The organism is uncultured Altererythrobacter sp. (assembly GCF_913057185.1).
GTDB classification, from domain to species: Bacteria; Pseudomonadota; Alphaproteobacteria; order Sphingomonadales; family Sphingomonadaceae; genus Erythrobacter; species Erythrobacter rubellus.
The window spans coordinates 845988-860017 of sequence record NZ_CAJXNK010000001.1 but is presented as its reverse complement, the minus strand read 5'-3'; the positions used below and the strand labels follow the sequence as shown (position 1 = coordinate 860017).

The following is a 14030-nucleotide window of genomic DNA, read 5'->3' as shown; positions in this document are numbered from 1 at the left end:
ATCCCCCCTGACCGATATCCCTTCCCTTTGCGTAACAGCGCTATCGAGCAAAGTCGATTTGGATTGTTTGCATCGTTCGGCGTGCAAGCTACAACACGGTATGGCGAAGCCCTCTCACCTCTATCTGATCGCACTTGGTTCCAATGTCCGGACTGTCTCCGACGGTGCGCCAAAACGGGTTCTGGAAAATGCGATCGAAGTCTTGGAAGACCTCGGACTGCTATTCCACGCGGTTGCACCCATCATTGCAACTGAGCCCATTGGACCTTCACAGCGCAAATTCGCCAATGGCGCAGCTGTTATCGAGACACACCGCGAGCCCGAAGAGCTGCTGCAATTGCTGAAGGCCACAGAGCAAATCTTTGGCCGCAAATCGCATGGTCAGCGTTGGCGTGCGCGTGTGCTCGACCTGGATATTGTGCTTTGGGAGGGCGGCATCTGGGAGAGTCACTCGCTGATCATTCCGCATCCCGAATTCCGAAACCGCGACTTCGTTTTGCGACCAGCAAGCGCCATTGCGGACGATTGGCGCGACCCGATCACAAATTTGTCGCTCGCACAGCTATATGCACGCTTGACCAAGCCGCGCCCTGCCCCTAGGTGACGCGCCTCGTGCAACGCTACCGAACGGTGTTGCGCATCAGGTGGGCCGTTAGCTCAGTCGGTAGAGCAACTGACTTTTAATCAGTAGGTCGCTGGTTCGACCCCAGCACGGCTCACCACCCATTCCTCTCGAACGATGAATAGGGCGATAGCCACCATTGTGGCGAAAATTATCCGCGCACAGTGATAGCCGCCTTCACTAATAGGCACAGGCTCGGTGCTCGCCTGGATTGATCCGGCATAGAACCTCAATATGGCGTGGCGGCCATAGAGGCACGCTGGCGCACCCCCGATCTCAAGCTGGGCCAATCAGAATTCGTATCCCACCTCAACTCCGAACCGGCGCAGGCCGCCGGGCGAATTGAACGATCCGCCAAATTCGATCGCCGGAATAACTTCGTTGAGATATTCGCGGTTGAGCAAATTGTCGGCAAATGCGGTGATGTTCCAATTCTCGCCTTCCAAACCGAACCGGAGATCAAGCACCCCAAATGCTTCCCGCTCTGTGATGGAGTAATCCGCGTCACCGACGAAAGCCGGCAGCGCGAGCGCGGAGATAGGCAAAAGTCCGCTGAACAATGTTGGCGATGTGTTTTCCTGCACAGTGTGGAACCAGGTCGGGCCAGTGATGCGATAGTCTGCGCGCATGACCAGATCGAGGCTGTTATTCAGCGGCTTATCGACCTGCGTACCGAGGTTAATGGTGTAATCAGCGGTATAGGGCGACTTATTGCCAACCGTAACAGGGCGCGAGGCGTTTTCCTTGATCTCGCTCTCTGTCACATTGACCGAACCGAACAAATCCCAGCCATCGATAATCTCGAAAGTGAGGTTTGCTTCCGCGCCGTAGATCTCGACCTCATCGATGTTCGACACCACGCGCAGCAAGCCGAACCCGCCCACGAAGAATTCAAAGAACTGCATGTCATCGACCGTGGTATGATACCCCGCGAGGTCAAAGGTGATGCGGCCATCGGCAACATTGCCCTTTACACCAAGCTCGAATGCGCTGGAGGTTTCCTTGCGGAAGATATCTTCGATCAGTACATCGGTGCCGATGAACTGGTTGAACGCCTGGTCGACAATCGCGGCCGAACCCTGGTTGTTGAAACCGCCTGACTTAAAGCCTACACCCCAGTTAGCATATGCATTGATATCGTCGCTCAAGGCATAGCGCAGCGAGATCTTGGGCTGAAATTGTTTGAACTTGCGCGACTGGTCAGGGATCGGGCCAAAGGCTTGCCCCGGATTGATCGGTCCGCCGGTGATCGGATCATCGATCGTCGGAACAAGATTGTCGACCCGGCGGTCTTCGATGTCATAACGGCCAGCAAATCCGATTTCGAACCGGTCGCTTACTTCATAATCAACCGCAGCAAACAGTGCGTAGACATCAGTTGAGAAATCATCATTGAACAGCTGGGTGGTCGGGTTTCCGGTACCCGGTGCATTGTACAAATCACGGCTGATCCCATTGCCCAGATCCGCGCCCAGGCTGACGCCGGTCTCACGGCTGATGTTGAGATAATAAGCGCCGACCTGCCACTGCAGCGGACCGATATCGTTCGATGCCAGGCGGATTTCCGCGCTGACATCGGTCTGCTCGCGTAGCTGCAACTGCGTGCCGTCGCATGTCGTCGGGCTATACGGGCCGAAGGTTGAGCCCGCAGCCGGATCGAAAATGAACGGCACGGGTGTCTGCCCGATGAAGCCCGGCTGATTGACCGGGTAGCCAGTAAGTGCCGCAGTCGTGGCAAAACACTGTCCCGCCACATCCGCTGCGGTCTGCGTTGGCGCGGGGAACGGGATGAAGCGCGCGAAATCTGCTGATGTACCGTCCGCGCCAAGGATCTGATCAACATCGCTGTAAAGCGCCCAGGCGGTCAGGGTGACGCTTTCAAACTCGTGCTCGATCTTGGCCGACACTTCGAATGACTGCTGCTCGTTGAACGACGCGATATTCGAATAATAGTTGAACGGGTGGTCGTTCACATCTTCAAAGAAGGCGGGGTTCACACCGGCGAAATTGGGCAAGTGGAATGCAGCGTTAAAATTGATCGCGTTGCCGGTAAGGTCAGAATAGCGCGCCTTTACGTCCAATTCCGTTCCAGGGCCGATTTCCGCAACAAGGCGTCCGTCGACCGACCAGATCTCTTGAGAGTCCACGGTGTTGGCGTTTTGGAAATCGTCGCGATAGAAACCGTCAGTAGTAGAGTAGCTGCCGGAAACAACCAGGCCCACGCCTTCACCAAGCGGTGTCGAGACATAACCGCTGGCCGAATAGCTAGTGTCTTCAGCTGCGCTAACGCGGACGCCGCCTTCCATGAGGTTGCTAGGCTTCAATGTCTGAATGACAACCGCACCGGCTGCAGCATTGCGGCCATAAAGCGCGCCCTGCGGACCTTTGAGAATTTCGATCTGACGTAGCGTGCCCTGATCCTGGTTAAGCTGTGCGGTATTGGTTTTGAGGATACCGTCCACCACCAGCGCAACAGAACTTTCCGCATCGCGCGCACCGTTGATGCCGCGAATGTTGATCTGCGTATCGCCTGCTTCGGCTGTGCCAGTCACAATCGTTACGCCTGGGGTTAGCTGTACAAATTCATCCGCCTTCTGGATCCCCGTCTTCTGCAGCGCATCAGCGGTAAAAACTGTGATGGCCGTCGGAACTTCAGCCAGCGTTTCAGACTGCCGGCGCGCCGTAACAATGATGGCATTGCTTTCCTCGGCTGCTTCCGCGCTATCTCCGAAGTCTTGCGCAATGGTTGGGTTTGCAGTGACCAGTGCGCCAAGAGCGATGCCTGATGCGAGTGTGACCTTGAAGTTCCTCATCTTCTATACTCCCTATGCCGCGTTATGCAGATCGGCTGTGTTATGGAGGCAATGACGAAAACGTCTGCCGAGAATAAACTTATTTCTCTTGACGAACCCTCTATTGTATACAATTTAAGTACGTCAAGCGAAAACAGCCACGTAATCAACACGTCTTGTCAAAACTTTCCGAGGGGTTGGTCTTGAGAACCGCAGAGAAAAGCGCGCAGCATGGCGTGGCCAGAACAGTTTTGGATCCGATTACCCTGAGTACATCCAAATGAGCCGCGCCTCCGACACAGCCTATGACAAGATCCGCGGCCATTTGCTGAGCGGCGAAGTTTGGCCCGGAGAGCAGCTGACCGAAGAAAGGCTGGCAGAGATAACAGGTGTCAGCCGCACACCGGTGCGCGACGCAGTGCGGCGCCTGGAGAGCGAGATGCTGCTGGTGCGCAATGAATCAAAACGCATCTTTGTTGCCGACTGGAGCCGCGACGACATCGACGAGATGTTCACGCTGCGCCAAATGCTGGAAGGGCATGCTGCCGAGCGCGCCGCACAGCGCATCACACAGGAGCAGATCGACCATCTGGAGGAAGTCAATCGCGAGCTCCACGAAGCGGTCGAATTGGCAGAACCTGATGTCGCAAGCTTCCTCAATGCGAACCGCATTTTTCACGAGATCATCACCGATGCGGCGCAGTCACCGCGCCTGAAACAGGTTCTGGCGATGCTGGTCGAAACGCCCGTGGTGCTGCGAACTGCGCGCAATTACTCGATCAATGATCTGCAGCAGTCGGCGCGCGACCACGACGAGCTCATCTCGGCCTTTCGCGCCGCCGATGCCAGCTGGGCGCGTGCGGTGATGGGCAGCCATTTGCGCCGTGCCTTCCACACATTTGCTGATGCTACCGAGGCCGCGGAATGATGCTACCCGCCCTAAAATGACTGACAGAGGATTCACGCCTGCCAAAAACTGTCTATTTGCATTTGTATACAATTTGCGTATCAGGCGCGATCCCTAACCGTCTCACAGAGCGACTCAGATGACGCACAATGCGATTGAATTGGTCGAAGTCGGTCCGCGCGACGGGCTTCAAAACGAACCGGACATCATCTCGACGCGAAGCAAGCTCGAGTTGATCGAGCGCATGCTTGGTTTCGGCGCGCGTCGGCTTGAGGTCGCAAGCTTCGTGCACCCGGCGCGCGTGCCGCAAATGGCCGATGCGGAAGATGTGATTGCCGGCCTGCCTGATCGCGCCGATGCAACCTACATCGGGCTGGCCCTGAACAAACGCGGCGTGATGCGCGGGATCGCAACCCGCGAAGGCGGCAAAAGGGGGATCGACCAGATCGGCTGTGTACTGGTGGCCAGCGACACCTTCGGCCAGAAAAACCAGGGGCAAACCATCGCAGAAGGGATCGCGGAGAACCGCGACATGATCCGCTTCGCCAAGGCAGAGGGAATACGCGCGCAGATCACGATCAGCGCAGCGTTCGGCTGTCCATTCGAAGGTGAAGTAAAGCCGGAAACAGTGCTGCAGATCGCCGAAGAGATGGCCGCTGAAGCCCCGGAAGAGATTGCGCTGGCCGACACAATCGGAGTGGGCACGCCAGCACAGGTGAGCGATCTGTTCGGCAAGCTTGGCGAATTGCTCGGCGGAAAAATCCCGATGCGGGCGCATTTTCACAACACCCGTGGCACTGGTATCGCCAATGCTTGGGCGGCCTATCAAGCGGGCGTGCTTATCTTCGACGCATCGCTGGGCGGCCTTGGCGGATGCCCGTTTGCCCCCAAGGCGACCGGAAATATCGCTACCGAAGACCTGATTTACATGATGGAGCATTCAGGGATCGACAGCGGCGTCGATCTGGAGGCAGCCATTACAACCAACCACTGGTTCGCTGAAAAGCTGGGCCGGCAATTGCCATCCATGGTCGCACGCGCGGCCTGACAGACACACGTCACGGAGAGAGTATGACTTATCGTTTGGGCGTCGATGTAGGCGGAACATTCACCGATCTGCTGTTATTCGACGAAGAAAGCGGCAAATTCTGGCGGCACAAGACACCTTCGACACCGCACGATAGCTCTGAGGGGATCCTCAACGGGGTCAAGGCGATCACCGCCGAAGCAGGCGTATCTGCTAGCGACATTGCCTACTTCCTGCATGGAACCACTGTCGCGACCAATGCCGTGCTGGAAGGCAAGGGCGCGAAGGTCGGCCTGGTCACCACCGAGGGCTACCGCGACATCATGCAGATCGCGCGCAGCTTTGTGCCTGGCGGACTGGCGGCATGGATTGTGTGGCCCAAGCCGCAACCGCTCGCGCATCTGGAAGATACGGTCGAGGTGCCCGAACGCATGAGCGCGGATGGCGCGGTGGTTCGCGAGCTGGACGAGGAGGCAGTGCGTGCAGCGCTGCACAAGCTCAAGGGGCAGGGCATCGAAGCGCTGACCGTCAGCCTGATCAACGCTTACGTCAACGGGGCGCATGAAAAGCGCATCGGCGAGATCGCGGAAGAGGTGCTGCCCGGTATCCCTGTCTCGCTCAGCCATGAAGTGCTGCCCGAAATGCAGGAATATGAGCGCACACTGTCAACCGTGGCCAATGCGGCCGTGCGACCGGTGGTGAGCAAATATGTATCCAACCTGCGTAACAAGCTGGAAGACGAAGGGCTGGAAGGCAAACTCTCGCTGCTGCGCTCTGATGGCGGTTTGATGAGCAGCCACAAGGCAGAAGAACACCCGGTCAACATCCTGATGTCCGGCCCAGCCGGCGGTGTGACCGGTGCCAAATGGGTGGGCAAGAACGCGGGCCTTTCCAACATTCTGACGCTCGACGTCGGCGGCACATCGACGGACGTGGCGCTGATCGAAGGTTTGGAAGCACGCCGCGTGCGCACGACAGAGGTCGGCCACTTGTCTGTCCGTGCCTCCGCGCTCGATGTGAAAACAGTGGGCGCTGGCGGCGGCTCGATCGCGCACGTCCCTGAACTGACCAAGGCTTTGCGCGTTGGCCCGGAAAGCGCAGGCGCAGTGCCGGGCCCCGTCGCATACAACAAGGGTGGCACTCTGCCGACCGTCACCGACGCCAATGTCGTGCTCGGCTATCTGCCCGAGGATTTGCTGGGCGGTTCGTTCAAGCTTGACCGCGAAGGCGCGAAGGCAGCGGTACAGACCATTGCCGATGCGCTGGGCATCGGTTTGATGGAGGCCGCGCGCGGCATCATCGACATTGTGAACGAGAACATGTTCGGCGCGCTGCGCATGATCAGCGTTCAGCAAGGCTATGACCCGCGCGAATTCGCGCTGATGGGCTTTGGCGGTGCTGGCCCGTTACACGTGAACGCCGTTGCCAAGCTGATGGGTAGCTGGCCTGCCGTGTCCCCTGTTTCGCCGGGAGTGCTATGCGCACTGGGCGATGCGACCACGCAAATGCGCACCGAAACCGCGCGCAGCTTCTCAAAACTCGCCAAGGACACCAGCATCGCTGACCTTGAGGCGGTGCTAGATGAAATGGCGGCTCAAACGCGCCGGGAATTGCTGGCTGACGGTGTGCCCGAGGAACAGATCACGACGCAATTCGAAGTCGACATCCGCTATGCCGGTCAAGCCTTCGAAGTGCCGCTGACAATCGACAAGGCCGTGCTTGCAACGGATGGGATCGAAGGCATTCTAGCCCGATTCGACCAGGAGCATTTGCGGCTTTTCACATTCAACATGGATACCCCGCACGAAATTGTGAACCTGCGCGCGGTGGCTCTAGGTGAAGCGCCGGCTCTACCCGCCGCCGAACTGCCCAAAGGCGGTGACGATCCTTCGGCTGCGAAGATACGCGATCACACGCTGTGGATGGATGGCAAGGAACAAGCTGCAGTGATCTACGACCGCGCTCTGCTTCGCCAGGGCAATGTGATCCCCGGCCCCGCGATCATCACAGAAATGGACTCAACCACGCTGGTCGAAAGCGGCTGCATTGCCACAGTCGATGCCGTCGGCAACATCCTTATCAATCCCGTGCAGGAGGGCTGAACCGATGCCAGCACAGATCATTGAAACCAATGACATCCCGTTCGAGAAGATCGAAATAGACCCGGTTACGCTCGACATTATCGAGAACGCCTTGCGCAATGCGCGGATCGAGATGGACGCCACGCTGGTACGCACCGCGATGAGCCCCGGTATTCGCGAACAGGGTGATGCCTTCCCCCTGATCGCTGACCCATCGGGCAAGATGATCGTCGGCCAGTTCGGCAGCTTCATCGATGGCTTCCTAAAGGGTTTCGACGGCACGCTGGAAGATGGTGACATGATCTTCCTGTCAGACCCTTATTCATGTGACGGTGCGGTCAGCCACTCGAATGACTGGCTGGTGCTGTTGCCGGTGTTCAAGGACGGGCGGCTGATCGCCTTTACAGCTATGTTCGGTCACCAGTCGGATATCGGCGGATCGGTACCCGGCTCTATGCCAATCGGTGCAAGCTCGATTTTCGAGGAAGGCGTGCGTATTCCACCGGTCAAGATCTGGAAGAAGGGCGAATATAATGAAGACCTGATGAAACTCGTCATGCACCAGACGCGCAAGCCCGACTGGTGTCAGGCAGATCTCAACGCGCTGATCGCCAGCTGCCGGGTGGCCGCCAAACGCGTGGTCGAAATGGCGGAGCGGTTTGGCGATGATGTCTATGTCTCGGCAACGCAGGAATTGCTGGCGCGCAACCACCGCGCGATGAAGGCCTTGTTGTCGCAAGCTGTCGCGGAAAAGCCGGTCAGTTTCGAAGACTATATCTGCGACGACGGCAAGGGATTTGGCCCGTACAAGATCAAATGCACCATGTGGCGCGAAGGCGACAAGGTCATTCTCGACTTCGACGGCACCGATCCGCAATCCGCCGCCTCGATCAACTTCCTGCTCAACGAGAACATGTTCAAGATGTTCTTCGGCATCTACATGATCATGGTCTTCGATCCGCAGATCCTGTTCAACGATGGCTTCTACGATCTGATCGAGGTTCGCATTCCCGAAGGATCGCTGCTGAAGCCGCAATTCCCGGCTGCATTGTCTGGCCGCACCCATGCGCTGGGCCGGATTTTTGACATTCTGGGCGGACTGCTGGGCCAAGGCACGCCGGAATTCCTCAACGCTGCAGGCTTCAGCTCATCGCCGCATCTGTTCTACTCCGGCTGGGACAACCGGCCAGCCAGCGAAGGTGAATGGTTCCAGCTGTTCCAGATCGGCTTTGGAGGCATCCCGGGCAGACCGCTGGGCGATGGGCCGGACGGGCATTCGCTGTGGCCGGGCTTTACCAATGTCCCTAACGAATTCCTGGAGAAGTACTTCCCGCTGCGGATCGAGCGATATTCAACCGAACCCGACAGCGGGGGCGCAGGCCTGCACCGCGGCGGCAATGGTATTCACATGACCTACCGCTTTCTGGCCGATGGCGAGATCGCTGTGCATGATGACCGTTGGTTCGTGCCCCCTTGGGGCGTCAATGGCGGGCATCCGGGCATGCGCGCCAGAAAAGTGCTCGAACGCGCGGATGGCACGACTGAAATCGTGGGCAACAAAGTGGAAGATGTGCCGGTGAAAGAGGGCGATCTCTTGCATTACATCACCTGGGGTGGTGGTGGCTGGGGCGACCCGCTGGATCGCGATCCAGAGCTGGTCGGGCTGGAAATTCGCCAAGGTCTCGTCACGCCCGAAGGCGCCAAGCACTATGGCGTAGTCGCGGACGAGAACGGCGTGATCGACAGCGCCGCAACAGAAGCTCTGCGCGCTGAGATCAAGGCCAAACGCGGCGAGCTGCCGCTGTTCGACTACGGTCCGGCAATCGATGATCTGCGCGCGCGATGCGAAGAGGAAACCGGCCTGCCCGCACCGATTCAGCCGGTCTGGAGCCACACTCAGATACGCGAGGCAGCCGAATAGTGGGTGCGCTTGATGATATTCGCGTGGTCGAGATGGGCCAGCTTCTGGCCGGACCATTCTGCGGCCAATTGCTGGGCGACATGGGCGCTGACGTTATCAAGATCGAGCCACCTGGTGCGGGCGATCCGATGCGCCTGTGGGGCCAGGGCGAAGAGAAGGTGCAATGGGAAGTCATTGCCCGCAACAAGCGCTCTGTCACTTGCAATCTGCGTATTCCCGAAGGTCAGGAGCTGGCCCGCAAGCTGATCGCGAAGGCAGATGTACTGGTCGAGAATTTCAAGCCCGGAACGATGGAGAAATGGGGGCTTTCGCCGGAAAGCCTTCTGGCTGAAAACCCCGGACTGATCATCGCGCGCATGTCTGGTTACGGGCAGGATGGCCCCTATTCGAACCGCGCCGGCTTTGGCGGAATTGGCGAGGCGATGGGCGGGTGGCGCTATATTGTCGGCGACCCTGACCGGCCGCCCGCGCGCATGGGCATCTCTATCGGCGACACGCTGTGCGCCACCTATGGCTGCATGGGCGTGCTCGCCGCGTTGCATCACCGCGAGAAGACAGGCCAGGGCCAGGTGGTGGATACCGCGCTCTACGAGGCCGTATTGCAAGTGATGGAAGGCCTGGTGCCCGAATATGACCGCAATGGCTTTATCCGCGAACGTTCCGGCTCGATCTTGCCCGGTATTGCCCCGTCAAATGTCTACAGGTGCAAGGACGGGCATTTCATGATCGGCGCGAACAAGGACGAAATCTTTGCCCGGCTGGCGCAGGCGATGGGTCAACCCGAATTGGCAAGCGATCCGAGATACGCCACGCATATCGCGCGCGGGAAAAACCAGATCGAACTGGATGAGCTGGTGAATGCCTGGACCGGCACGCTGACCGTTGATGAAGTCGAACAGTCGATGATTGACCATTCGATCCCGGCTGGGCGCGTATATCGCGCGCCAGACATGATCGCTGACCCGCATTTTCAGGCGCGCCAGGCGATCATCGAGGTTGAGACCGAAACTCGCGGCAAGCTGAAAATGCAGAACGCGTTTCCCAAACTGTCGCAAACTCCATCGGGAGTGCGCCGCCCCGCACCATCAAAGCCGGGCCAACAGAACCATGAGGTTTTGTCCGAACTGCTTGGCTATGACACGCAGATGATCGATACTATGGCGGATGCTGGTGTCATCTGACATCCAGCCTTTCCGACACCAGGCTGTGGTGCAAGACCAATAGCGAGACTGAATAATGTCCGATTCTCTCGATGCCAATTACGCCAAGGCTTATGGCGGCAAGGCCGGGTTCGGCACCTCACCGGCTTTGCTGATGATCGATTTTGTCGAGGCCTATTTCGATCCCGATTGTGATCTCTTCGCCGATGTCGATGACGCACTGCAGTCTGCCTTGCGCGTGCGCGAGGCCGCACACAAAGTGGGCATACCCGTGATCCTGACCAATGTCGTGTATCAGGACGGCGGGCTTGATGGTGGCCGCTTCTTCGAAAAAGTACGCCCGCTGCGCAATTTCCTCCGGGGCAACCCGATGGGTGACTGGCCCAGGGGATTGACGCCAACTGAAAACGAGCTGGTTATTTCAAAGCAGTATCCCAGCGCATTTTTCAGCACATCGCTCGCCTCAACTCTGACCGCGATGGGCGTCGATAATGTGATCCTGACAGGCCTGACCACCAGCGGATGCGTTCGCGCATCCTGCGTCGATTCCATGTCGCATGGATTCATCACGACGGTTGTGCGTGACGCATGCGGCGATCGCCATTCAGAGCCGCACGAAGCAAACCTTTTCGATATGCAGGCCAAATATGCCGACGTTGTCTCCGAGGAGGAGATTATCGCTCATTTGAACGTTTTGTAACGATGGCTCCGGCTGCCTTGTCATGCAATCTAACAATAGCGGACCGTCTGGTAACGACCCATTTGCGGATAATCTAACACGCTCACATTACCAACTGAATGCATCGCTTCGATTAGCCGAACCGGCATTCAACTGGAGTGGCTGATTTTCATTGTGCAGCGAACCATCTGCCTTCAAAAATGACGCCGCGAACCTGCACGTCGTTCAACGCTCTTGCTCCGCTCGCAAAGGGGTCACGATCTAGCACTACGAAGTCCGCTTTTTTGCCTGACGCGATGCTCCCGACTTGATCGTCAAGCCCGATGACCTGCGCCGCCTCAATCGTTATCGCACGCAAGGCCTTGTGCAGACTAAGCCGCTCCTCTGGAGCCTTTTCATTTCCTTCGAGCGTAATCCGAGTGCTTGCGACCCATGCCAGATAGAGAGGGTCAATCGGGGCCATGTTGAAATCGCTGTGAAGGCCGATTGGCACTTTTTTGCGTTCGAGTGAGCCCAGGCGGTTCATCTGAGCTGCTCGATCAGGGCCGAGGCCGTATCGGGCGTAGGCATCACCTAGAATGCGGATGTAATTCGGCTGCGCGGAAACCATCAATTGCATCTCGCCAATTCGCCGATTTTGCGCTTCGGTTGAATAGCCCAGATGTTCGAGCACGCGGTCCTGTGCCTCGCGTGTCGAGAGGCGCTCAAGAATGCCAAGCACGACATCAACGCCTTTGTCACCGTTCACATGGGTGTGCAGGCTCCATCCCTCCTCCCAAAAACGCTCTGCCTGTTCTTCAAGAACATCCGGTTCGGTAATCCATTTGCCTTCGTGTCCATCGCTGTAGCCGGGCGGCTTCATCTGCATGAACTGCGCAAAGAATGCGCCGTCAGCAAACAGTTTTACACGGTCGGAGAAAAAGAATTTGTCGCTACCATATTTCGCGCTTGTTGCTGCTAGCCACGCATTCGGGTCACCTTCAACAACCGGGGCAACCGGTATTGCGAGGATACGAGAAGGTGTGTCGTCCCGATCATAAAGGCTTTTGAACAGCGGCGCCTCTGCATCGATTCCACCAAAACCACCAAAAGCGAGATCGGCGCTTGTTGTGACGCCGTTCTCCAGCATCATCTGGCGCATTTCGGCCAGACCTTGTTTCACTTTCTCCGGAGAGAAAAGGTAAGGGCGCAACTTCTCGACGCCATTGAACAAGGCGGTCTCATGGATCACGCCGGTTTCAAAGTCGGCATGGGACGGATCAATGCCGGGCCGATTGAACTCGGCTTCAAAAGCATCGCGCGTTCCGATTTCGAGCATTTCGAGCGCCTTGGTATTGGCGATGATCTCGTGGAAGCTACGCTGCCAAATAACCACGGCGCGTTCGGACGCGATTGCATCGAGCTTCTGCCTGGTCATTTCCCCATGAAAAAGGCGGTGATGCCCCCAGGTGATGAATAATTTCTCTTCGCTCTCTGCAAGCGCTTCGCGCAGCCGTGCCTCATACTCTTCCTCGCCTGTTACGCGAGGATAATGGCGCCCCGGTAAGTCCCAAGCCTCTGGACTGATAAACGGAAGCGGCAGCATCATGATCGTCTGCATCGGATGAATATGAGGCTCGACAAAGCCGGGCATGAGGACTTGCGATGCAAATTGGCGGTCGACCGTTACACGCCGTCCATCGGTCCACGCCGCGAGTTCTTCCAGATTCTCCGCAACAGCGAGTACGATGCCATCGGAAACAGCGACATACTTGGCTTCGGGATAGCCAGGCTCCATCGTGATGATTTTATCAGCCTCGTAAACGACTACGTTGTCGTAGGTTGAGCCGATCGGCCCGCTCTCCGAATGAACCGGACTGACGCTCCCAACACACACTAGCAGTACGGCTAAGAACCAGTATTTCATGCCCCAACTCCTCTCACGTCTTAGCTAGTCGATCGCGCGATGCTGGGCAAACTTGCATGGAACATAATGGATCGGGAGCGGGTACAAGATTGGATCTTCTGTTCACCTTCCGCTTTCCACCCCAAAAACGGGCGCTGAGCTAGCTTAGTTTAATGTCGATAGCCGCCACGCTTTAAAAGTACCGTTCGCTTTGTCCCGGTCCGCGCTTCATCGCAGCGTCTCTTCCACCCATGCAGGCACTAGTTCGCCTGCCAGCCCCTGGCGCGATTCGTCGAACCAATGTGAGCCTTCGCTCCGCTCCAGATTAAGCTCCAGCGTTTGCGCACCCAGCTCCCTTGCGTCGCGCACAAAGCCCGCTGCAGGATAAACCGCGCCGCTGGTGCCAATGCTGACGAACAAGTCAGCCTCTCGGATCGCCGCGTATATCATCTCCATCTGATAAGGCATCTCGCCAAACCACACGACATCGGGCCGTAGCGACGGAGCCTGACAAACTGGGCATGGAGGGCGATTAGACATTGGCGCATCCCACGGGCTGCGCATCTCGCATGAAAGGCACAGCGCACTCTTGAGCTCGCCATGCATATGGAGCACGCGCTTTGCGCCGCCCCTTTCATGCAGGTCATCGACATTCTGCGTGACGATCAACAATTCGCCAGACCATTCAGCATCCAGCCGGGCGAGAGCTTGATGCGCCGCGTTTGGCTTCACCTGGCTCAGCGCTTCGCGCCGTATGTCGTAGAAACCCAGCACGAGGTCGGGATCGCGCGCAAAACCCTCTGGCGTGGCGACGTCTTCCACCCGGTGCTGCTCCCATAATCCGCCGGCATCGCGGAACGTATCGATCCCGCTTTCAGCCGATATGCCGGCTCCGGTCAGGATCACGATATTGCGAATGTCATTCATCTGCCGCATGAAGCACGCGAAACGGAGGC

General features: G+C 57.7%; 10 protein-coding genes and 1 tRNA gene. 8 read left to right on the top strand and 3 right to left on the bottom strand.

Features of this window, described 5'->3' with window-relative positions; all coding sequences use genetic code 11:
• Window positions 1–100 precede the first annotated feature (100 nt).
• A complete protein-coding gene (folK, locus tag QZ487_RS04305) occupies window positions 101–604 on the top strand; it encodes a 2-amino-4-hydroxy-6-hydroxymethyldihydropteridine diphosphokinase (RefSeq protein ID WP_296023466.1) in 504 nt (167 codons plus the stop codon).
• 42 nt (window positions 605–646) lie between these two features.
• Window positions 647–722, top strand: a tRNA-Lys gene (locus QZ487_RS04300).
• Between the two features lie 190 nt (window positions 723–912).
• Here the strand turns inward: QZ487_RS04300 and QZ487_RS04295 are convergent.
• Entirely contained in the window at window positions 913–3435 is a 2523-nt protein-coding gene (locus QZ487_RS04295) for a TonB-dependent receptor (RefSeq protein WP_296023464.1), read from the bottom strand.
• 259 nt (window positions 3436–3694) lie between these two features.
• Here QZ487_RS04295 and QZ487_RS04290 point away from each other — a divergent pair, with 259 nt between their 5' ends.
• From QZ487_RS04290 to QZ487_RS04265, 6 genes are all read left to right on the top strand, one after another.
• A complete protein-coding gene (locus QZ487_RS04290) occupies window positions 3695–4342 on the top strand; it encodes a GntR family transcriptional regulator (RefSeq protein ID WP_296023463.1) in 648 nt (215 codons plus the stop codon).
• 118 nt (window positions 4343–4460) lie between these two features.
• A complete protein-coding gene (locus QZ487_RS04285) occupies window positions 4461–5369 on the top strand; it encodes a hydroxymethylglutaryl-CoA lyase (RefSeq protein WP_296023462.1) in 909 nt (302 codons plus the stop codon).
• 23 nt (window positions 5370–5392) lie between these two features.
• A complete protein-coding gene (locus tag QZ487_RS04280) occupies window positions 5393–7450 on the top strand; it encodes a hydantoinase/oxoprolinase family protein (RefSeq protein WP_296023461.1) in 2058 nt (685 codons plus the stop codon).
• Between the two features lie 4 nt (window positions 7451–7454).
• Complete coding sequence (locus QZ487_RS04275) at window positions 7455–9350, top strand: hydantoinase B/oxoprolinase family protein (protein ID WP_285976535.1); 1896 nt, start codon at window positions 7455–7457, stop codon at window positions 9348–9350.
• Complete coding sequence (locus tag QZ487_RS04270) at window positions 9350–10531, top strand: CoA transferase (protein ID WP_285976534.1); 1182 nt, start codon at window positions 9350–9352, stop codon at window positions 10529–10531. The genes QZ487_RS04275 and QZ487_RS04270 overlap by 1 nt, the downstream gene beginning before the upstream one ends.
• Before the next feature lie 55 nt (window positions 10532–10586).
• Window positions 10587–11210, top strand: coding sequence for an isochorismatase family protein (locus QZ487_RS04265; RefSeq protein ID WP_285976533.1), 624 nt, complete (start codon window positions 10587–10589; stop codon window positions 11208–11210).
• Between the two features lie 148 nt (window positions 11211–11358).
• Here the strand turns inward: QZ487_RS04265 and QZ487_RS04260 are convergent, their stop codons facing one another.
• A complete protein-coding gene (locus QZ487_RS04260; RefSeq protein WP_285976532.1) occupies window positions 11359–13095 on the bottom strand; it encodes an amidohydrolase family protein in 1737 nt (578 codons plus the stop codon).
• A gap of 207 nt (window positions 13096–13302) precedes the next feature.
• A complete protein-coding gene (locus QZ487_RS04255) occupies window positions 13303–14001 on the bottom strand; it encodes an NAD-dependent deacylase (RefSeq protein ID WP_285976531.1) in 699 nt (232 codons plus the stop codon).
• Between the last annotated feature and the right edge of the window lie 29 nt (window positions 14002–14030).

Excerpts from the sequence above, each read along its gene's own strand:
- folK (WP_296023466.1), top strand. The coding sequence starts at position 101 with ATGGCGAAGCCCTCTCACCTCTATCTGATCGCACTTGGTTCCAATGTC.
- QZ487_RS04295 (WP_296023464.1), bottom strand. The coding sequence starts at position 3,435 with ATGAGGAACTTCAAGGTCACACTCGCATCAGGCATCGCTCTTGGCGCA.
- QZ487_RS04290 (WP_296023463.1), top strand. The coding sequence starts at position 3,695 with ATGAGCCGCGCCTCCGACACAGCCTATGACAAGATCCGCGGCCATTTG.
- QZ487_RS04285 (WP_296023462.1), top strand. The coding sequence starts at position 4,461 with ATGACGCACAATGCGATTGAATTGGTCGAAGTCGGTCCGCGCGACGGG.
- QZ487_RS04280 (WP_296023461.1), top strand. The coding sequence starts at position 5,393 with ATGACTTATCGTTTGGGCGTCGATGTAGGCGGAACATTCACCGATCTG.
- QZ487_RS04275 (WP_285976535.1), top strand. The coding sequence starts at position 7,455 with ATGCCAGCACAGATCATTGAAACCAATGACATCCCGTTCGAGAAGATC.
- QZ487_RS04265 (WP_285976533.1), top strand. The coding sequence starts at position 10,587 with ATGTCCGATTCTCTCGATGCCAATTACGCCAAGGCTTATGGCGGCAAG.
- QZ487_RS04260 (WP_285976532.1), bottom strand. The coding sequence starts at position 13,095 with ATGAAATACTGGTTCTTAGCCGTACTGCTAGTGTGTGTTGGGAGCGTC.
- QZ487_RS04255 (WP_285976531.1), bottom strand. The coding sequence starts at position 14,001 with ATGAATGACATTCGCAATATCGTGATCCTGACCGGAGCCGGCATATCG.